18 protein-coding genes are annotated in these 20,619 nt (G+C 65.7%); 15 read left to right on the top strand and 3 right to left on the bottom strand.

The genetic code is table 11. The annotated features are described in order from the left end of the window. Nucleotides 1–11 precede the first annotated feature (11 nt). The 4 genes from MP11Mi_RS03075 to MP11Mi_RS03060 are packed head-to-tail and all read left to right on the top strand — an operon-like array spanning nucleotide 12 to nucleotide 4,967. Entirely contained in the window at nucleotides 12–1,457 is a 1,446-nt protein-coding gene (locus tag MP11Mi_RS03075; RefSeq protein ID WP_420040852.1) for a magnesium chelatase, read from the top strand. Further along, nucleotides 1,447–3,417 (top strand): vWA domain-containing protein, encoded by a 1,971-nt coding sequence (locus MP11Mi_RS03070; protein WP_420040851.1) that lies wholly within the window; start codon nucleotides 1,447–1,449, stop codon nucleotides 3,415–3,417. The genes MP11Mi_RS03075 and MP11Mi_RS03070 overlap by 11 nt, the downstream gene beginning before the upstream one ends. Then, entirely contained in the window at nucleotides 3,414–3,992 is a 579-nt protein-coding gene (mug, locus tag MP11Mi_RS03065) for a G/U mismatch-specific DNA glycosylase (protein WP_420040850.1), read from the top strand. The genes MP11Mi_RS03070 and mug overlap by 4 nt, the downstream gene beginning before the upstream one ends. Before the next feature lie 36 nt (nucleotides 3,993–4,028). Beyond that, nucleotides 4,029–4,967 (top strand): endonuclease/exonuclease/phosphatase family protein, encoded by a 939-nt coding sequence (locus tag MP11Mi_RS03060; RefSeq protein ID WP_420040849.1) that lies wholly within the window; start codon nucleotides 4,029–4,031, stop codon nucleotides 4,965–4,967. Between the two features lie 16 nt (nucleotides 4,968–4,983). On the opposite strand, the gene MP11Mi_RS03055 is transcribed toward MP11Mi_RS03060, so the two are convergent. Further along, nucleotides 4,984–5,916 (bottom strand): AEC family transporter, encoded by a 933-nt coding sequence (locus MP11Mi_RS03055; RefSeq protein WP_420040848.1) that lies wholly within the window; start codon nucleotides 5,914–5,916, stop codon nucleotides 4,984–4,986. A 197-nt stretch (nucleotides 5,917–6,113) separates the two neighbouring features. Here MP11Mi_RS03055 and rpmF point away from each other — a divergent pair, with 197 nt between their 5' ends. The 4 genes from rpmF (at nucleotide 6,114) to MP11Mi_RS03035 (ending at nucleotide 11,739) form a co-directional block, all read left to right on the top strand. Further along, nucleotides 6,114–6,287 carry a 50S ribosomal protein L32 gene (gene rpmF / locus MP11Mi_RS03050; RefSeq protein WP_236999047.1) on the top strand — a complete coding sequence of 58 codons (174 nt, stop codon included), beginning with the start codon at nucleotides 6,114–6,116 and terminating at the stop codon, nucleotides 6,285–6,287. Nucleotides 6,288–6,486: 199 nt separating this feature from the next. Then, nucleotides 6,487–8,661, top strand: a complete 2,175-nt coding sequence (betT, locus tag MP11Mi_RS03045) for a choline BCCT transporter BetT (RefSeq protein ID WP_420040847.1) — start codon at nucleotides 6,487–6,489, stop codon at nucleotides 8,659–8,661. Continuing rightward, on the top strand, nucleotides 8,658–10,163 hold the full coding sequence (locus MP11Mi_RS03040; RefSeq protein ID WP_420040846.1) for an aldehyde dehydrogenase family protein: 1,506 nt from the start codon (nucleotides 8,658–8,660) through the stop codon (nucleotides 10,161–10,163). The genes betT and MP11Mi_RS03040 overlap by 4 nt, the downstream gene beginning before the upstream one ends. A 1-nt stretch (nucleotide 10,164) precedes the next feature. Then, the gene (locus MP11Mi_RS03035; RefSeq protein ID WP_420040845.1) at nucleotides 10,165–11,739 is read left to right on the top strand and encodes a GMC family oxidoreductase; all 1,575 of its coding nucleotides are present in this window, start codon (nucleotides 10,165–10,167) and stop codon (nucleotides 11,737–11,739) included. 91 nt (nucleotides 11,740–11,830) lie between these two features. Here the strand turns inward: MP11Mi_RS03035 and MP11Mi_RS03030 are convergent, their stop codons facing one another. Then, entirely contained in the window at nucleotides 11,831–12,604 is a 774-nt protein-coding gene (locus MP11Mi_RS03030; RefSeq protein ID WP_420040844.1) for an SDR family oxidoreductase, read from the bottom strand. A gap of 150 nt (nucleotides 12,605–12,754) precedes the next feature. Between MP11Mi_RS03030 and MP11Mi_RS03025 the strand changes: the two genes are divergently transcribed. From MP11Mi_RS03025 to MP11Mi_RS02995, 7 genes are all read left to right on the top strand, one after another. After that, complete coding sequence (locus MP11Mi_RS03025) at nucleotides 12,755–13,669, top strand: AurF N-oxygenase family protein (RefSeq protein ID WP_420040843.1); 915 nt, start codon at nucleotides 12,755–12,757, stop codon at nucleotides 13,667–13,669. A gap of 6 nt (nucleotides 13,670–13,675) precedes the next feature. Beyond that, complete coding sequence (locus tag MP11Mi_RS03020; protein WP_420040842.1) at nucleotides 13,676–15,256, top strand: 4Fe-4S binding protein; 1,581 nt, start codon at nucleotides 13,676–13,678, stop codon at nucleotides 15,254–15,256. A gap of 48 nt (nucleotides 15,257–15,304) precedes the next feature. After that, the gene (locus MP11Mi_RS03015; RefSeq protein WP_420040841.1) at nucleotides 15,305–15,988 is read left to right on the top strand and encodes a response regulator transcription factor; all 684 of its coding nucleotides are present in this window, start codon (nucleotides 15,305–15,307) and stop codon (nucleotides 15,986–15,988) included. A 6-nt stretch (nucleotides 15,989–15,994) separates the two neighbouring features. Then, complete coding sequence (locus tag MP11Mi_RS03010) at nucleotides 15,995–17,452, top strand: HAMP domain-containing sensor histidine kinase (protein WP_420040840.1); 1,458 nt, start codon at nucleotides 15,995–15,997, stop codon at nucleotides 17,450–17,452. An 87-nt stretch (nucleotides 17,453–17,539) separates the two neighbouring features. After that, nucleotides 17,540–19,009, top strand: coding sequence for a S1C family serine protease (locus MP11Mi_RS03005; protein ID WP_420040839.1), 1,470 nt, complete (start codon nucleotides 17,540–17,542; stop codon nucleotides 19,007–19,009). A gap of 84 nt (nucleotides 19,010–19,093) precedes the next feature. Further along, complete coding sequence (locus MP11Mi_RS03000) at nucleotides 19,094–19,657, top strand: MogA/MoaB family molybdenum cofactor biosynthesis protein (protein ID WP_420040838.1); 564 nt, start codon at nucleotides 19,094–19,096, stop codon at nucleotides 19,655–19,657. Beyond that, nucleotides 19,647–19,814 carry a hypothetical protein gene (locus MP11Mi_RS02995; protein WP_420040837.1) on the top strand — a complete coding sequence of 56 codons (168 nt, stop codon included), beginning with the start codon at nucleotides 19,647–19,649 and terminating at the stop codon, nucleotides 19,812–19,814. The genes MP11Mi_RS03000 and MP11Mi_RS02995 overlap by 11 nt, the downstream gene beginning before the upstream one ends. 63 nt (nucleotides 19,815–19,877) lie before the next feature. On the opposite strand, the gene MP11Mi_RS02990 is transcribed toward MP11Mi_RS02995, so the two are convergent. Continuing rightward, a complete protein-coding gene (locus tag MP11Mi_RS02990) occupies nucleotides 19,878–20,546 on the bottom strand; it encodes a biliverdin-producing heme oxygenase (RefSeq protein WP_420040836.1) in 669 nt (222 codons plus the stop codon). Nucleotides 20,547–20,619: the final 73 nt, after the last annotated feature.

Here is a 20,619-nt window from a genome sequence, read left to right as displayed (position 1 = left end):
GCGTGGCACAGGTGGCAGATCAATCCACCAACCCGCCCCAGATCACTACTCTCGGCGAGCTCCGCGCGTCCGATCACGTACAGCGAGGTGTGCGCGATGAGATCCGGAACAACCTGCTGACCGCACTCCGGAACGGTGACGACCCGTGGCCCGGCCTCGTCGGCTTCGACGACACGGTGATCCCGCAGGTCGAACGCGCGCTGATCGCCGGACACGACATCGTCATGCTCGGCGAGCGCGGCCAGGGCAAGACCCGGCTCCTGCGCACCCTTGTCGGTCTGCTCGACGAGTGGACACCGGTGATCGCCGGATCGGATCTCGACGAACACCCGTATGAGCCGATCCTTCCCGAGTCGATCCGTCGCGCCGACGAACTCGGCGACGATCTGCCGATCGACTGGCGTCATCGCAGCGAACGGTACCGCGAAAAGCTTGCGACACCGGATACCTCGGTCGCCGACCTTGTCGGCGACATCGACCCGATGAAGGTCGCCGAGGGGCGCAGCCTCGGTGACCCGGAGACCATACATTTCGGTCTGATCCCGCGTTCGCATCGCGGCATCATCGCCATCAACGAGCTGCCTGATCTCGCCGAACGCATCCAGGTGTCGATGCTCAACGTGATGGAGGAACGCGACGTCCAGATCCGCGGATACAGCCTTCGCCTGCCGCTCGACGTCGTCGTCACCGCGAGCGCCAACCCTGAGGACTACACGAACCGCGGTCGCATCATCACTCCGCTCAAGGACCGGTTCGGCGCCGAGATACGCACGCACTATCCGCTCGACTTGGACGACGAGATCGACGTCGTCGAGCAGGAGGCAGACCTCGTCGCGACCGTCCCCACATATCTCGTCGAGGCGCTCGCACGGTTCACTCGGTACGCCCGCGAGCATCCGTCGATCGATCAGCGTTCCGGAGTGTCCGCACGCTTCGCGATCGCCGCAGCGGAGACGGTTGCCGCAGCGGCGCTGCATCGGGCCGCGGTGACCGGCGAAGAGCTGCCGGTCGCGCGTCCGGTGGACCTCCAGTCGGTCATCGAGGTGCTGCGCGGCAAGGTCGAGTTCGAGTCGGGCGAGGAGGGGCGGGAGATCGAGATCCTCGACTACCTGCTCCGCAAGTCCGTCGCCGACGTCGTCCGAGCGCATCTTGGCGGCGTCGACATGCGTCCGCTCGTCGACGCCCTCGACTCCGGCCATCCCGTCCTGACCGGTGACCGGGTTCCCGCCGCCGACGTCGTTGACGCGATCGGCGATGCGGCCGAGGTCCACAAGGTCGTCGACGACATCGCGGGCCGACTCGACGCCATCGAGTTGGCGGAGCGCGCCAGCGCCATCGAGTTGGCATTGGAAGGGCTCTATCTGGCGCGTCGTATCGGCAAGGACGAGGACGAATACGGTCGCACCGCGTACTCGGTGTCTGCGCCCGACGACGAACTCGAACGCGATGGCGCGTAAGGGCTTCCACCGCTCCCGGTACAGCCGATACACGGGTGGACCGGATCCGCTCGCGCCTCCCGTCGACCTGCGGGAGGCGCTGCGCGCGATCGGCGATGACGTGATGGAAGGCGTGTCGCCCGAGCGCGCGATGCGTGAGTTCCTACGGCGTGGCGGATCGTCGAATCGGGGGCTCGACCGGCTCGCGGAGGAGGCGAACCGTCGCCGCCGGGAGCTGCTGCGCGGCCACAACCTCGACGGTACGTTCGAGGAGATCAGAGAACTCCTCGATTCGGCGGTCCTCAACGAGCGCAAACAGCTCGCGCGCGACCTTGACGACGATGCGCGTTTCGCCGAGATGCAGATCGGCAACCTGCCGGCGTCGACGGGCCAAGCAGTTCGAGAACTCGCCGACTACGACTGGCGTAGTCCGCAGGCGCGCGCCGACTACGAGAAGATCTCCGACCTCCTCGGCCGTGAGGCCCTCGACCAGCGGTTCGCCGGGATGAAGGATGCGCTTGAGGGCGCTAGCGACGAAGATCGGCAGCAGATCACCGACATGCTCGGCGACCTCAACGATCTGCTCGCCAAACACAATGCAGGCCAGGACACGCAGGCCGATTTCGACGAGTTCATGGACAGGCACGGCGAGTTCTTCCCCGAAGGCCCGGAGAACATCGACGAACTGATCGACACGCTGGCACAACGGGCGGCGGCGGCACAGCAGTTCTTCAACTCGCTCACCCCCGAGCAGCAGGCCGAGCTGGCGGAATTGTCGCAGCAGGCGTTCGGGTCGCCCGAACTCATGAGCGCGCTCGGGCAGATGGACGACGCGCTCCGCCAGGCGCGTCCCGATCTGGACTGGGGCGGGTCGCAGGAGTTCTCCGGCGAGAATCCGATGGGCATGGGGGAGGGCGCCGCCGCTTTGCGGGACATCGGTGAACTCGAACAGCTCGCCGAGCAGCTCTCCCAAGGCTATGCGGGCGCGCAGATGGAAGACATCGATCTCGACGCGTTGACTCGTCAACTGGGGGATGAGGCCGCAGCCGATGCACGGACCTTGTCCGAGTTGGAGAAGGCACTGCGCGACCAGGGCTTCTTTCGGCGCGACCCGGACGGCAGCCTGAAACTCAGTCCGAAGGCGATGCGCCGACTCGGGCAGGCGATCCTCCGCGATGTCGCGGCGCAGCTCTCCGCCCGCGGCGGCGACCGTCGCACCGACCTCGCGGGCAGGCTCGGCGAGCCGAACGGGGCGACCCGCGAATGGGCGTTCGGCGACACCGAGCCTTGGGATGTGACACGGACCGTGACGAATGCGGTGGTGCGGACGGCTGCCGACGGCCGTGACCCCGCCGACGGGGTCCGAATCGATGTCCGCGACGTGGAGGTCACCGAGACTGAGGCCCGCACCCAGGCCGCTGTCGTTCTGCTCGTCGACACGTCGTTCTCCATGGTCATGGAGGGGCGGTGGACGCCGATGAAGCGGACGGCTCTCGCGTTGAACCAGTTGATCTCGACGCGGTTCCGATCCGACGAACTGCATCTCATCGAGTTCGGCAGGCATGCGCGGTCGACGACGGTCGACGAGTTGACCGGTCTGGAGCCGAGGATGGAGCAGGGCACCAACTTGCACCACGCGCTCATGTTGGCGCACCGGCATCTCCGGCGGTTCCCGAATGCGCAGCCTGTGCTGTTGATCGTCACGGACGGTGAGCCGACCGCCCATCTGGAGCCGGACGGCGAGGCGTTCTTCTGGTATCCGCCGCACCCGCAGACCATCGGCCTTACGGTGCGCGAACTCGACCACCTCTCACGGATGGGCACGCAGATCACGTTCTTCCGGCTGGGCGAGGATCCCGGTTTGGCGAACTTCGTGGACCGCATCGCCCGCCGGATCGGCGGACGCGTCGTCGCGCCGGACATTGACGGACTGGGCGCCGCAGTGGTCGGCGATTATCTGCGGGCCCGACGCGCACGGTGAGTTTCACGCGCGCAGAACTCCTCGCGTTCGCCGACACGCGGGTCCCCGATCTGATCGGTCCCGGATGCCGCCTCTTGATCTCCGGGATCAACCCGGGGTTGTGGACGGCGGCGACGGGCGCGCATTTCGCGCGGCCGGGCAACCGGTTCTATCCGGCGCTGTATGCAGCGGGCATCACTGACCATCTGATCGACGCGTCCGACGGGATGCGAGCCGCCGACGAGGCCGCGCTCGTCGATGCGGGCATCGGGATCACCAATGTGGTCGCTCGTGCAACGGCGAAGGCCTCCGACCTGACCCGCGACGAATTCGTCGAAGGCGGCGAACAACTGGTCCGGACCGTCGAACGGGTGCGTCCACGAGTGCTGGCGATCCTCGGTGTCACGGCTTACCGGACGGCGTTCTCGATCCCGAAGGCGGCGGTTGGGGAGCAGCCGGAGGGGCTGGTCGGCACGAGACTGTGGGTGCTGCCGAATCCGAGCGGCCTCAACGCGCACGAGAGTGTCGCGTCGCTGGCGAGCGCGTACGCGGAAGCCGCGGACGCCGCCGGTCTGCGGCGCGGAGCCGACTCGTAGGAGCGCCGGTGGCAGCGCCACAGGCAGAATGTTCGCATGGGGGAGATCCTTCGCTGGGTGGCGAACATCATCGGGACTTGTGCACTGGTCGTAGCCGCAGCGGCTTTCGCGCTGCATTTCTGGCCGACGTCGCGCGTTCCGATCGTCGCGGTCGCGTCCGTGTCGCCGATCGTCATCGGGGTGGCGGTGGTGCTCGCGCTCGCCTGTCTGTCCGCGGTGCGCGCCTGGTGGCGGGTCGGATTGACCGCAGTCGTCGCTGTCGCCGCTATCGCGGTGCAGGCGCCGTACTTCGTTGCGGCGCAAGCACTGTCCGGACAGCCGATCACGGTGTTGACGTCCAACGTCATGTTCGGCGAGGGTGACGTCGACGAACTGGCGCGCATGGTCCGCGACAATCGGGTCGACGTCCTCGCCGTGCAGGAGCTGACTGAAGACGGAGCCGATCGGATCGCCGCGTCGACGATCGTCGACGACCTGCCGCACGCCTTCGTGCGGGCCGGCTCGGGAGCGAAGGGGACCGCCCTCTACAGTCGGCACCCGCTGTCGGACAAGGTCGAGTATCCGGGGTTCGTCTTCAACCAGGTCTCTGCTGTCGTCGCCGTCCCCGGGCACGGTGATGTCGAGGTGTTCGCATTGCATCCGGTGCCGCCGACCATCACGCCGCAGTGGGAATCCGAACTCGGACGGCTTGACGAAATCTTGCACGGTGCGCCCGAGAATCATCCGGTGATCGCGATGGGCGACTTCAATTCAACCCTCGATCACGCGCGATTTCGGCGGCTGCTGACCGGTGGATACCACGACGCGGGGGAGATCGCCGGTGTCGGCTGGCTGCCGACGTATCCGACCGACAAACGGTTCCCGGCGATGGTCGGAATCGACCACGTCCTCGTGCGAGGATTGTCGGCGGCGGACGTGACGTCGCACGACGTCCCGGGTTCGGACCATCGAGCAGTGCTCGCGCACGTCGGGTGAGGTCGACTCCGGAAAACTATGTCAGGAGCCACGCGGTCACCGCGATTATCGGAATCGACAACATCGTCGTCACCAGCGCCGAGTCGCGCGCGAGAATTTCGCCGCGCCGGTAACGGGTCGCGTACACGAGGACGTTCTGTGCGGTCGGCAGCGCTGCGATCACCACTTGGGCGAACAGTTTGTGGCCGGTGAGGCCGAACATCCACCGTGCCGTCGCGTACGCGATCATTGGCATCGCGATCATCTTGAGGACCGACACGAGTACCACGTCGCGCCGAGGGCTTTCGCCCTTCTTGAAGACGGCCGTGCCGGTCAGCGTTAACCCGAACGCGAGGAGAGCGAGCGGGGCCGACGCCTGGCCGAGCATGTTCGCCGATTCCAGGATCGCCTCCGGCGGCTTCCACCCCGAGAGCGACACGATCAGGCCGATCGCTCCGCCGATCAGGATCGGGTTACGTAGCGGCACCGCGACGGTCTTCCAGACCGACGTCCGCGTCGACGCGGTGAGCGCGGTCACGTCGAGTGCTGCCAGCGCGACGGGCGAATAGAAGACGATCTGGAACAGCAGGAGCGGTGCGATGAACGACTCGTCGTCCAGGACGAAGATCGCGATCGGCAACCCCAGATTGACTGAGTTCACATACGACGACGAGAGCGCGCCGATGACCAGTTCGGGGATCTCCCGCCGCAGCCACAGCCGAGCCACGACAAGGTACGCCAGCCCGACCGAGACCGCGGTGATAGACGCTATCGCGAGCGTCGAGGAGAAGACCGCCGATAGGTCGCTGGTGGCCAGCGAATAGACCAGGAGCGCAGGCGTGCAAATGAAGAAGACGAGCCTGGCCAGCGTGGTGGACGCGTGTTCGCCGAGCGTGCCGGTCCGGCCCAGGATGTAGCCGAGACCGACGACGAGGAAGATCACGGTGAACCCGGAGACGACGCCTGACACCCGCGTAATGGTAGGTGTCGACCACACATGTGGAAGGTCTCACCCATCTCGTTTTGCCATGTGAGCCTCCGGCCAGTTAATCTGTTCGGGTTGTGTGCCGCGGTCGGATTGCCGTGGATACAGGCGATCAGCGGGTGAGGCGGGTCGGGACAGACCCGGACCCATGCCCGTGCCGAACGTGAGGAAGGGCGAGAACCATGGCAGTACCGAAGCGCCGGATGTCGCGGGCGAACACCCGTAGCCGTCGTTCGCAGTGGAAGGCAGACAATGCTCCGCTGCAGGAAGAGAAGATCAACGGCGTCACACAGCGTGTGCCGCGTCGTCTGGTCAAGGCCGTGAAACTCGGCCTCGTCGATCTCGACCGCCGCTGAGAATACTCGCGACGACGAATCAGTGTTATTGGCTACGGCCGACGAGCGTTCAGCTCGTCGGCCGTAGCCTTTTTGTATTACGAAACTACTTCTGAACGGTAACGGCACCGACATGCGGATCGGTCCGTCAGTAGCGTGAACGTGGGACGAAACCAGCGGCCCGGCGCATTGGCGATAGCAAGAAGGTGGGGACTTACCTGTGGGAACGGATCCAGCGTCGACATCGGACAAGGCGCTCGATCCGCCGGGCCCGATTGCCAAGACCTCCGCGATACCGGTCAATAAGAGGGTCTTCTTCGGTGCCAGCGCGGGAATCATCGGCATCATCGTCTGGGCCTTCATCGACTCCGACGGCGCGGACCGGGTAATTCAGTCCGCGGTCACCTGGGTTGCGAAAGAACTCGGCTGGTTTTACATCGGTCTCGTCGTGACCGTCGTCTTGTTCGTCGTCTGGGCCGCGCTGTCCCGCGTCGGCGGGGTGAAACTCGGCCCCGACCACTCAAAGCCGGTCTACAACCTGTTCTCGTGGACAGCGATGCTGTTCGCGGCGGGTATCGGCATCGACCTCATGTTCTTCTCCGTCGCCGAACCCGTGACGCAGTGGATGAGCCCGCCGACGGGCGAGGGCCAAACGGTGGCGGCCACCCGACAGGCCATCGTGTGGACTCTGTTCCACTACGGGATCATCGGGTGGAGCCTGTACGCCCTCATCGGCATGTCGCTCGGCTATTTCGCCTACCGCTACAACCAGCCGTTGTCCCTGCGCTCAGGTCTCCGGCCGATCTTTGGCGACCGACTCGACGGCATCCTCGGCGACTCCGTCGACATCGCTGCCCTCCTCGGAGCCATCTTCGGATTGGCGACAAGCCTGGGCATCGGTGTCGCGCAGCTCAACGTGGGGCTCGAAGACCTGTTCGGGATCGCGCAAAGTCATTGGGCACAGGCCGGGCTCATCGTGGTCGCGGTGGCTATCGCGACACTGTCTGCAGTGTCCGGCGTCGACAAGGGCGTCAAGCGGCTCTCCGAAATCAACGTGGTCATCGCGCTCGGGCTACTACTGTTCATCCTCATCGCCGGATCCACGACATACCTAATGAATGCGCTGGTCCAGAACGTCGGCGACTTCGCCAGCAGATTTCCGTCGATGGCCCTCGACACATTCGCCTACGAGGACACCGGCGACTGGAAAGCGACGTGGACGCTCTTCTTCTGGGCCTGGTGGATCGCGTGGGCGCCCTTCGTCGGACTGTTCTTGGCGCGGATCTCCCGCGGCCGGACCATCCGACAGTTCGTGTTCGGCACCCTGACCATCCCGTTCGTTTTCATCGTCATCTGGATCTCGATCTTTGGAAACAGTGCCCTGGAGATCGCCCGCGGAAATAGTGATTTCGCGGACACGGCGGTCAACACTCCCGAGCAGGGGTTCTACGCTCTCCTGCACCAGTACCCCGGTGCGACGGTGCTCGTTGTCATCGCGACGTTCACCGGCATGTTGTTCTACATCACGAGTGCCGACTCGGGTGCTCTCGTGATGGCACACTTCAGCTCGCACGTCACCGACAACGAGTCCGACGCCAGGCGCTGGGTTCGCATCTTCTGGGCGGTCGTGACCGGCCTGTTGACTATGGCGATGCTGTTTATCGGCGGCATCACCACCTTGCAGAACGCGACGGTGATCATGGGGCTGCCGTTCGCGGTGGTCGTCGCACTGATGATGCTCGGCCTGTTCCGAGCGTTGCAGGCCGAAGGCGATTGGGTTGATTCGCGGCGAAGCGCGCTCACCCATGCGCTCTCGCATCGTTCGTCGGGCGGCACCGCATTGAACTGGCGCCAACGCGTCAAACGGCTCGTCCGGTACCCCGACGCCGACGACATCCGGAGATTCTCGGAGACGATCGTGCGGCCGGCCCTGGCGGACGTCGCCGACGAACTCGTACAGGCGGGGATGGACGCGACTACCGGGTCCGCTCACGTCGACGCCTACGGGTTGGAGAGCTACCACCTCGACGTCGACTTCGGGGGTGGCCGCACATTCCACTACCAGGTGTATCCGACCCGCCACCCGACGCCGGTGTTCGGCCGTTCTCCCGGCGCGGGCGACCTGTTCTTCCGGCTCGAGGTATTCACCGCGCAGGGCAGCGAGGGCTTCGACGTGTACGGACTCACCGAACCGCAGATCAGCTCTAATGTGCTCGACCACTACGAGCGTCACTTGCACTACTTGGAGATCGTCGGCAGCGACACTGCGACGATCGTCGGAGACAACGTCACCGACTGGTCGGCCGACTTCGACGACGGCCCCGACCCGGCGACCACACAGACTAAACCCGCATCAGATGCCGGTGTCGCAGACCCGGCGAAGGAGGAATCGTGAGCGCACAGACCCTGTTCATCGACGGACGGTGGGAGGCCGCCGCCGACGGTGCCACCCGAGACATCCGGTGCCCAGCCGACGGGACTCTGGTGGCGACCGTAAGCGAGGCGGGTGCCACCGACACCGAACGCGCCATCGCGGCCGCGCGTCGCGCATTCGACGACCGGCGCTGGGCGTCGGTGCCTGCCAGTGAACGCGGCCGGCTGTTGGCGAAACTCGCCGATGGCATTCGGGATCGGCACGAGGAGTTCGCGCGCGCCGAGGCCCTCGACACCGGGAAACGGATCGTCGAAGCCCGCATCGATATGGACGACATCATCAACTGCTTCGACTACTTCGCCGAACTCGCGTCCAAAGACGCGGGTCGGGTGGTCGACGCCGGTTCGGAGTCCGTCGTCAGCCGTATCCAGTACGAGCCGGTGGGTGTCTGCGGGTTGATCACGCCGTGGAACTATCCGCTGTTGCAGGCGGCGTGGAAGATCGGCCCCGCGCTCGCCGCGGGCTGCTCGTTCGTTCTGAAGCCCGCCGAACTGACACCGCACACTGCGATCGCGACCATGCAGCTGCTCGACGACCTTGGGTTGCCTGCCGGCGTCGCGAACCTGGTGACCGGGGCGGGCGCGCAGGCCGGTGCCCCGTTGTCCACGCATCCGGACGTCGACATGGTCTCGTTCACCGGGGGACTGGTGACCGGCCGGGTGATCGCGGCGTCGGCGGCGTCGACCGTGAAGAAGGTCGCGCTGGAACTCGGCGGCAAGAACCCCAACGTCGTGTTCGCGGACGCCGACTTCGACGCCGCTGTCGACAATGCGCTCAACGCCGCGTTCGTCCATTCCGGCCAGGTGTGCTCGGCGGGTGCGCGACTCGTCGTCGAAGAGTCGATCGCCGAGAAGTTCGTCGACGCGCTGGTGGAGCGGGCCGGGCAGATCCGGCTCGGCGGGCCGTTCGATGAGGCGGCGGAGACCGGTCCGCTGATCTCGGCGGCCCACCGCGACAAAGTCCACGCCTATGTCCAGGCGGGTGTCGCCGACGGTGCCCGACTGCGGTGCGGCGGCCGATTCGCCACCGGCACATCGGGGTCGAGCGATCTCGACGCGGGTTTCTACTACCAGATGACCATCCTCGACCAGGTGCGGCGCGGCATGTCCGTCGTCGTCGACGAAGCGTTCGGCCCGGTGGTCACGGTGGAGACCTTCACCGATGAGGACGACGCCGTCACGACCGCGAACGACACGATCTACGGTCTCGCGGGCGCCGTGTGGACGCAGGACGCGGGTAAGGCACAGCGTGTCGCGAACCGGCTGCGGCACGGAACCGTGTGGATCAACGATTTCCACCCGTACCTCCCGCAGGCCGAGTGGGGTGGGTTCGGGCAGTCCGGTGTCGGCCGCGAACTCGGTCCCGTCGGGCTCGACGAATACCGCGAAGCTAAGCACGTGTACCAGAACATTGCCCCTGAAGTGACCGGTTGGTTCGCCGACCGGACGAGTGAGGAGAACTGACATGAGCCCTGATTCGTTCGACTCTGATTCGTTCGACTACGTCGTCGTCGGCGGCGGCTCGGCGGGCTGCGCCGCCGCCGCACGGCTCTCCGAAGACCCGTCGGTCCGGGTCGCACTCGTCGAGGCCGGCCCCGACGATCGCGCCGTCCCCGAAGTGCTGCAGCTCAATCGGTGGATGGAATTGCTCGAATCGGGGTACGACTGGGACTATCCGGTGGAACCGCAGGCGTCGGGCAACTCGTTCCTGCGCCACGCGCGGGCACGTGTCCTCGGCGGCTGCTCGTCCCACAACTCGTGTATCGCGTTCTGGCCGCCGCGTGAGGACCTCGACGAGTGGGAACGCAAGTTCGGCGCGACCGGCTGGAACGCCGAGACCATGTGGCCGATCCTCAAGCGGTTGGAGACCAACGAGGATGCCGGCCCGAACGCGCCGCACCACGGCGACAGCGGCCCAGTGCATCTGATGAACGTGCCGTCGAACGATCAGTGCGGCGTCGCATTGCTTGCGGCGGCCGCCGAGGCGGGACTGCCGACCAGCACGTTCAACACCGGGACGACCGTCACACGCGGCGCGAACTTCTTCCAGATCAACCGGCGGGCCGACGGTACGCGCGCATCGTCGTCCGTCTCGTACATCCACCCGATCGTCGACCGCGAGAACTTCACGCTGCTCACTGGGTTGCGCGCTAAACGACTCCTCTTCGACGGCACCCGCTGCACGGGTGTCGAGGTGGTCGACAACCAGTTCGGCCAGGCGCGGACGATCACGGCCGAACGCGAACTCGTGTTGTCGTCCGGTGCCATCGACACACCGAAACTGCTGATGCTCTCGGGTATCGGACCGGCCGACCACTTGCGTGCCAGCGGTGTCGACGTGCTCGTTGACTCGTCGGGAGTTGGCCTCAACCTGCAGGACCACCCGGAGGGCGTCATCTCCTGGGTCGCCAAGCAACCGATGCCGACCGGCTCCACCCAATGGTGGGAGATCGGGATCTTCGACACGGTCGACGATGGCCTCGACCGACCCGACCTGATGATGCACTACGGCAGTGTGCCGTTCGACATGCACACCGTACGGCAGGGCTATCCGACACAGGAGAACGTCTTCTGCCTCACCCCGAACGTCACACACGCGCGCTCGCGCGGCACTGTTCGCTTGCGTTCGCGTGACTTCCGGGACAAGCCGATGGTGGACCCGCGCTACTTCAGCGATCCTGAAGGCTACGACATCCGCATCATGACGGCAGGTATCCGCCGTGCGCGCGACATCGTCGCCCAACCGGCGCTCGCCGCGTGGGCGGGGGAGGAACTGTTCCCCGGACCGGGCGCGGTCGCTGACGCCGACTTGGCCGACTATATTCGGGCCACCCACAACACCGTCTACCATCCGGTTGGCACGGCGGCGATGGGCTCAGCCGACGATGCCCCGGTCGACGCGCAGCTGCGGGTGAAAGGTACCGAGGGGCTTCGTGTCGCCGACGCTTCCGTCTTCCCCGCACACATCTCGGTGAACCCGAACATCACCGTCATGATGATCGGTGAACGCTGCGCCGACCTGCTGAGGGGCGATTCCTAACCACTCCGGTCGCTCGGGCGGAGTCGAGACCGATCCCGACTCCGCTCGAGGGGCAGGCGAACCGCCCTACCAGTAGGCGGTCAGCGACCCGCTACTGCGACAGGAATTTGTTGACGCCGCGGTTGAGGACGTTCGGAATGAACTTGGCCGCGTTGCCAAGGACCGTGGTCTGGACGCCGACGGAGTAGCTCGTACGGCGGATCAGCTTGTCGACGGTCGTCGGGTGCACCGAATCCCAGACCTTCTCCGCGACGTCTTCGGCGGTGAGGCGGACGCCGAGCGTCTGGGTGCTCTTGGCGTCGGTCTCGGCGGCTAGCGCGGTCTTGGCCCACAGCGGCCAGATGGAGACGGCGCGGATGTCGTCGTCCTGCCATTCGAGTTCGAGGGCTTCGGTGAGTCCCGCGACGTAGAACTTGGTGGCGCTGTAGGTCGCGATGCCGGGCTGCCCGTAGATGGCGGACGCCGACGCGATGTTCACCAGGTGCGCGCCGGGCGTCACCTTCAAGTAGGGGTGTGCGGCGCGCGCGCCGAGGGTGACGCCGAGGGCGTCGATGTCGATCTGCGCCTTGATCGCCTCGGGCGAGATGTCCGCGACGTCGCCGGACAGGAGGATGCCCGCGTTGTTGTCGAGGACGTCGAGATGTCCGCCAGTGTGCGAGGTGAAGTCGGCGAGCGCGGCGTCCCACTGTTCGGCGTCGCGGACGTCGAGGAGGCCGGTGATGAACTCAGGATCGTCGGCCTTCGCAGCGGCGAGAGCGTCCGCGCTCACGTCGTAAATGCCGACGGTCCAGCCGTGTGAACGGAATAGCTTGGCGGTGGCTAGACCGATGCCTGCGGCGCCTCCGCTGATGAAGATCGACGACATGAATGCTCCCTCTGTCGGGTGATTGACCTGCGATGTCTTACCCGCACACCTTACTTACTCGCGGGTAACCTTGCTAGCCCCTATGGAGCCCGTCACATGGCGTGTATTATGACAATGGAAATTGTCACATCAGTCAATGGGGGCTTTGAGATGACATCTGTCGAAACGTCGACGACGAGTACACCCGATCGCGGGATGGACGAGGTGTCCGATCGACTCCTCGCGTCCGCGACGCGCCTTTCGCGCAACGCGATGACCGAGATCGACTGGTCGCAGCCGATGGATCCGGACCACTACGGGTGTAGCCCCGAGTGGTCGACGCTGTACGGCACCGACTACTGGGACGAACTGACGAACGAGCAGCGCGTGCGTCTTACCCGCCACGAGTTCGCGTCAATCATGAACATCGGCATCTGGTTCGAGATGATCCTGCAAGAGCTCATCCTCCGTGACCAGTATCTCGGCGCCTACCACCGTCCTGAATTCCAGTTCGCGCTCACTGAGATCGCCGACGAGTGCAGGCATTCGATCATGTTCGCGAAGGCGTCGGAGAAGATGGTCGGCACCTCGTACCGGCCCCCTCGCGCGATTGGCGGACTGGGCAAAGTGTTCCAGTACACCGCCCGCGGCGCGGTCTCCTACGCGGGAATTCTGGTCGCGGAGGAGATCCTCGACGTGTTCCAGCGCGGCTGTATGCGAGACGATCGGGTACTGCCGTTCATCCGCACGATCAACGAGATCCACGTCCTCGAAGAGTCGCGACACATGAAGTACGCGCGTGAGCAGGTGCGCGAGTCGGTGGCGGGCATGTCGACGGCCAGACGAAACTTCTGCGCGGTGTACACCTCACTCGGCGCAATGGAGATCGTGTCGAACCTGGTACAGCCGCAGGCATACGCGGACGCCGGTCTCGACCCCGAGCGGGCCGTGGCCGAACGCCGCACCAACAAGCACTTCCACGCGATGGTCCGGAGCAACTGCACCCACTTGATGGGATTCCTGGACGAGGTCGGACTACTCACTCCCTTGGCGCGGAAGAATTACCGTCGCGTCCACATGATCTGAGCGCATATGGCCCACGTCATCACACAGTCCTGCTGCAGCGACGCGTCGTGCGTCGCGGTGTGCCCGGTCAACTGCATCCATCCGACACCGGAGGAACGTGGTTTCGGAACCTCCGACATCCTGCACATCGATCCCGTCGCATGCATCGACTGCGGCGCCTGCGCAGACGCGTGCCCGGTGGATGCGATCTATCCCGCCGATCGTCTGGGGGAGCGCGACCGCGTCTTCATCGACGTGAACGCGTCCTTCTACAAAGACAACCCGGACATTTCGTCGGGGTGGTCGAACGTCGTCTACCCGGAGATTCCGCGTCTGGAGTCCGGCCTGCGCGTCGCAGTCGTCGGCACCGGCCCGTCTGGCGGATACGCGTTGCAGACATTGATCGGGCGAACCGATGCGGAGGCCACGATGATCGACCGCCTTCCGACGCCCGGTGGGCTGGTCCGCGCGGGGGTGGCCCCCGACCATCCGGGCACCAAGGGCGTCCTCAAGACCTTCGACCTCTTGTACCGGCATCCGCGTACGACGATGGTCGGCGGCGTCGACGTCGGCGACGGTCCGTCCGCGCTGACCGCAGCCGAGCTCGCCGAATACTTCGACGCAGTCTTCTACGCGATCGGGGCGCCCGCATCGAAGCAGCTGGATGTGCCGGGTGAGGATCTGCCCGGTTCGACATCGGCCACCGATCTCGTCGCCTGGTACAACGCGGTTCCGGGCGCGACAGGCGATGTCCGCGTCGACGGCTGTTCGCGCGCGGTGATCGTCGGAACTGGCAACGTCGCGCTCGACGTCGCCCGCATCCTCGTGTCATCGCCGGAATCGCTGGCAACCACTGACATCGCGGACCGGGCGCTGGACCTGTTGCGCCGTCAGAACGTCCACGAAGTGGTGCTGCTCGGCAGACGCGGACCAGAGCACGCCGCGTACACGCCCGCCGAATACCGCGCAGTCGAAGCGATGCCAGGCGTCGACGTGATCACGTGCGACGACCCAGCACAGATGCGTGGCCTGGGGCTCGACCGGCCGGCGGACCCGAGTCGTCGTCGCATCGTCTTCCTGTTCACGAGTGCGGTGCGCGAGATCCGTCCGGACGCGTCCGGACGCGTCGGTGCCGTCGACGTCGTGACGCACGGCGACGACCACTCGATCGCGACCGATCTCGTCGTGCGGTCGGTCGGGTACCGCGGCGTCGAGGTCGCCGGACTCCCGTTCGATGAGGCGACCGGCACGATCCCGAACGAGGACTGCCGCATCGTCGACGCCGAAGGGACGCCGATCCCTGGCCACTACGTACTCGGCTGGGCGGCGCGGGGAGCGCACGGCGGCATCGGCGCCAACAAAGTGCATGCGATCGGTGCGGTGGAAGCGTTCATCGACGACGCCGCGGCCGGACGTCTCACCCGGACGTCGCGCACGGCGGCAGACTTCGCGGAGTTGGTCGCCGGACGAACGACGCCAGTCGACTACGCGGGTGTCGCGGCGATCGATCGCGTCGAACGGGCCCGGGGTCGCGCCGCAGGACGCCCTCGGATCAAGTTCACCGAGATCCCCGAGATGGTGGCCGCGGCGACGCGAGCGCGTCGATGACGGCGCGTTCTCAGCCGTATCTGAAGTTCGGTCAGTAAGACTGTAGTCATGCGTATTCTCGTGGTCGACGACGACCGGGCTGTCCGAGAGTCCCTTCGTCGGTCTCTGACATTCAACGGCTACACGGTCGACACGGCCGGTGATGGACTCGAAGCGCTCGAAAAGGTGATCGCTGCGCGACCCGACCTGCTCGTGCTCGACGTGATGATGCCGAGGTTGGACGGGTTGGAGGTCTGCCGCCGTCTGCGTTCGGCCGGCGACGACCTCCCGATCCTGGTGTTGACGGCCCGCGACTCCGTCTCCGAACGGGTCAGCGGACTCGACGCGGGGGCCGACGACTACCTGCCTAAGCCGTTCGCGCTCGAAGAACTACTCGCCCGCCTGCGGTCGCTGCTGCGTCGTGTCGTCCGCGACGAGGAGGAAGGGTCGGAGGCAGTGTCGTTCTCCGACCTGACACTCGACCCGGTGACCCGTGAAGTCACGCGCGGCGAACGAAAGATCAGCTTGACGCGCACCGAGTTCGCGCTCATGGAGATGCTGATGTCCAATCCGAAACGCGTCCTCACCCGCAGTCGCATCCTCGAAGAGGTGTGGGGATACGACTTCCCGACATCGGGCAACGCGCTCGAGGTGTACATCGGGTATCTGCGCCGGAAGACCGAAGCCGACGGCGAGCCCAGACTTATCCACACCGTGCGCGGCGTCGGATACGTGCTGCGCGAGAACGCCTGACGCTCGATGGGACTGTTGCGCCGCGGGCCCGACGGCCACCGCCAGATGCGTGCGCCGATCGCCTTGACCAGATCAGTGTCGCTGCGCAACCGCGTGGCGCTCCTGGCCGCCGCCGTCGTGCTGCTCTCGGCGATGTTGATGGCGGGCGCCGCGTTCTTCGTCGTGCAACGATCTCTGTACAAGGACGTGGACTCGCAACTCGTGGCGCGTGCCGACGGGATGACCGCCCTGTCGAAACTGGGCCGACTGTCGAGCGGTCCCGAAGCGCTCCTCGCGGGCACAGTCTTCTCGACGTCGATCTCGATCGGTCTCGTCGAACCCGACGGCCGCACATACATGGTCGGCGACGTCCCCTTCGGTGACACCGAGCGGAAGATCATGGATTCGGTCAATCCGCCGGGCAAACTCAACCAGAGTCTGCGCACGACGGGCAACCATCGTGTGCTCGCCCGCAAGCTCTCCGACGGCAGCACTCTGATGATGGCGCAGTCAATGGACGGCACCGATGCCGTCCTCAAACAGTTGGCGTCGGTGCTGTTCATCGCGGGCGGGGTGGGTGTCGCGTTCGCGGCGCTCGCGGGCACCGCAGTCGCACGCGGGGGCCTGAGGCCGGTCGGCCGCCTCACCGGGGCCGTCGAACGCGTCGCGCGGACGCAAGACCTGACACCGATCCCGGTGTCGGGTCAGGACGAGCTGGCCCGCCTCACCGCGAGCTTCAACACGATGCTGCGTGCACTCGCCGAATCACGTGACCAGCAGGCCCGTCTGGTCGCCGACGCCGGACACGAACTGAAGACGCCACTCACCTCGTTGCGAACCAACCTGGAACTGCTGATCGCATCCTCGGAGCCCGGCGCCCCGCAGATCCCAGCCGCCGACATGGTGGAGCTGAGATCGGATGTCGTCGCACAGATCGAGGAGTTGTCGACGCTGGTCGGCGACCTCGTCGACCTGGCCCGCGAGGACGCACTCGACACCGTCCACGAGGAAGTCGCGTTGGAGTCGGTGATCGGCGACGCACTCGAACGCGTCCGCCGTCGTCGCACCGACATCGACTTCGACGTGCAGACCATGCCGTGGTACGTGTTCGGCGAGGAGCACGGGATCTCCCGAGCCGTGTTGAATGTGCTCGACAACGCCGCGAAGTGGAGTCCGCCCGGCCGGGTGGTCCGGGTGCGGCTTACTCAATCGGGCCCGGCATCGGCCGAGCTGTCGGTCGCCGATGCGGGCCCGGGCATCGCCGTAGAAGACCGGGAACTGGTCTTCGAACGCTTCTACCGATCCGACGCCACGCGGTCGATGCCCGGCTCCGGCCTGGGGTTGGCGATCGTCCGACAAGTGGTGACTCGTCTCGGAGGGGCGGTGTCGGCGGAAGGGTCCGATGAGGGCGGTGCGCTGATCCGTCTGCGGTTCCCGGGGTCTGCGTTTCACACCGAACCCGATCCCGTCGTTGTGCGGCGCTGAGTGCCCTGGCCGACGGAAAGCATTCAGGAAGTCGATTCCCAGTGGACTTTGACCAACTTCACAGGGACGTGGCATACGCTCACTTTCATGAATGACGGTGTGTATCGCGACTCCGCGCACGGCAACGATGACTACCCTGGGCAAGGCCCCGGTTCGCCGAATCCGTACGGGCACAACCCTTACGGTCTCAACCCTTCTGGTGCTAATCCTGCTGGTGCTAATCCTGTTGGGGCCAGCCCGTCCGGTACTACCCCGTCCAGTCCTAATCCGCAGGAACCCCCGCAGACTCCGGGCCAGTACGGCCAGGGGCAGTACGGTCAACCCCAAGCGGCTCCCGGAACGGGCGGCTTCGGTGCCCAACCACCGATCAGTCCGTATGGGACCGCCCCGTTCGGATCGGCTCCCGTCGAGAACCAGACCGGACAATTCACAGCGGTGCCACCTATCGGCCCATTCGGTCAACCGGCTCCCGGAGACAATGGCAACCGCGGCGGTAACGGTAAGAAGATCCTCTTGGGCGCGGTCGTCGTCGCGGTGCTGGCCGGCGGTGTCGGGGGCGGCGTCGGAGCGTTCGTCGCCGACAACAACAACTCGACGTCGTCGACGTCGAGTTCGCCAGTCGCGTCCGGGCCCACCGAGTCGTCGCAGCCGAAGGCCGCACCGGGTTCGGTACAGGATGTCGCGAACCGCGTCCTTCCGTCAGTCGTGTCGATCACGGTGGCGTCGGGTCGTCAGGTCGGTTCGGGTTCGGGAGTCGTCCTGGACAGCAGCGGCGTGATCCTCACCAATAACCACGTCGTGCAGGGTGCCGAACAGGTGCTCGTCAGCTTCAACGACGGCAGTCGCGCCCAGGCGAAAGTCCTCGGCGCAGATCCGGTGTCCGATATCGCCGTGATCAAAGCCGACAAGTCCGGTCTGACGCCGATCACGATCGGCGCCTCGAACAATCTCAGCGTCGGGCAGGAAGTCATCGCGATCGGTTCGCCGCTCGGCTTGGAGGGGACGGTCACCACGGGCATCATTTCGGCACTCAACCGCCCGGTGTCGACCTCTGGCTCCGACAGCACCACCGAATCGGTCATCGATGCGATCCAGACCGATGCCGCGATCAACCCGGGTAACTCGGGCGGCGCGCTCATCAACTCGAGCGGGGCGCTGATCGGTGTCAACACCGCCATCGCCACGACCGGCGCGGAAGGCGAGACGGGCAGCATCGGCCTCGGTTTCGCGATCCCCGTCGACCAGGCGATGCGGGTTGCCAACGAACTCCGCCACAACGGTAAGCCGACCCGGGCCAATCTGGGCGTCTCCGTCCGTCCGAACAACGACCTGGAGCAGCCGGGAGCTGTGATCGCCAGCGTCGTCCGCAACGGACCGGCCGACAAGGCCGGTATTCCGCAGGGCGCGCTCATCACGGCGGTCAACGATCGGAAGATCTCGACGGCCAACGCATTGGTTGCGGCTATCCGTTCACATGGTCCGGGCGATACGGTGAAGGTGACCTACTCGGTAAACAATCAGAGTAAGACCACTGAGGTCGTGCTCGGCACGGCGTGACGTCGGCGTGCACGACGTGACGTTCATAGACGGTCCGGCGTCCGCAGGCGGTCGGACCACCAGAGAAAAGCAGAGAGGCCGACGATGACCAACGCTCCCGCAGACCCGGACGAACGAGCCGCCGACGCGGCCGCCCGCGTGAGTTCGCCCGAGGTGCCGACACCGCCCGAAGACGGCTTCTCTCGATCGCTCGTGGTGGTTGTCGACGACCGTGCCGCGCTCGGTGAGGAGCCGAGTACGCTCGGCCCGCTCATCGGCGAGCTCCTGGAAGAGGCCGGATTCCATGTCGACGCCACGGTGACCGTTCCCGGCGACGAGATCGAGATTCGGAACACGTTGAACACTGCGGTAATCGGTGGTGTGGACCTGGTGGTCTCCGTCGGCGGTGTCGGCGTCAGCGCTCGGGACGTCACGCCGGAAGCCGCCGAGCCGCTGCTCGATCGTCGCCTGCAGGGCATCGAGGAGGCGATCCGCAGTTCGGGTCTGTCCGCGGGCGCCACCGACGCGGGGCTCTCGCGCGGTCTCGCGGGAATCTCGGGTCAGACGGTCGTGGTGAACATCGCCGATTCGCGTGCCGCGGTCCGCGACGGCATGGCGACGTTGATCCCGCTGGCACAGTACGTGATCGGACACATCAGTGACATCTGATCCGGCCCCCGTCGAGCCGTCCTGGAAACGCAGGCGTCGGCTCGATTCAGTGTTCGGCGATGATCTGCCCGAGCAGATCGCTGAACCGGGGGAGCGCACCGATAGCGGCCGTGGCCGGGACTGGTACGACCAAAACCGTCCGCCCCACTACGAGTGACCCATCCCGCTTGACGTTCGAGACCCGGCAGGAGAGGTCGGTCAGAGCGGGGAGGTGCGGCATTCAGCGGCCGGGATGCAGTTCGCTCAATTCGACGAACAAGGACTGATTGAAGCCGAATGCGAGCCGGACCTCGTCGACGAGGCGGTCGCGGTCGGCAGCACTCAATGTCGAACCGATGGCATCGAGCCGATCGCGATAACGATCTTTGTAGGGCTTCACTTTGCCGATCTCGTCGAACGCGTAAAACGAGATGCCAGCGCCGTCGAGGTCGAAGGAACGGTCCAGAATACGACCGATGGCCTGACCTCCCGACAGATCACCGAGGTATCGGGTGTAGTGGTGCGCGATGAATGTGCCGCTCCACGTGCTCGACTCGGCGATGCGTTCGGCGTACGCGGTCGCGGCGGGCGACGAGAAAGCGGGAGCTCCGCCGGGGGACCAGTGCGCCAGGTCAGCGTCGATGGCGGGCAGACGATCCAACGCGGGGTCGATGATCGGTGATGCGATCGGATCGCCGACGAGCTTCGCAGCAGTCGACTCGAGAGCTGCGTAGACGAGCCGCAGACGCTGCAGATAGGCGATGTAGCCGTCCGCGTCCATCCGTCCGTCGAGCAGTGCAGACATGAACGGTGAGCCTTCGGCTTGTTCATGCTCGATCGCCGAACCCTTCTTCATCGCTGCAGACAGAGTGTCCTCGGGCGCAGTGCGGGCCGGTGTGGCGGTGGTCATGGTTTGGGCTCCTGAAGAAACAACGAACTAGTGAGGTAGACCTTACACGTTCAGAAGACCTGAAGAAGGCCCC

Origin of the sequence: Gordonia abscondita, from assembly GCF_032711245.1 — a bacterium.
Taxonomy (GTDB): Bacteria; Actinomycetota; Actinomycetes; order Mycobacteriales; family Mycobacteriaceae; genus Gordonia.
Note: the sequence above shows the minus strand (reverse complement) of the source record. Positions and strands in the feature narration are given on the sequence as shown.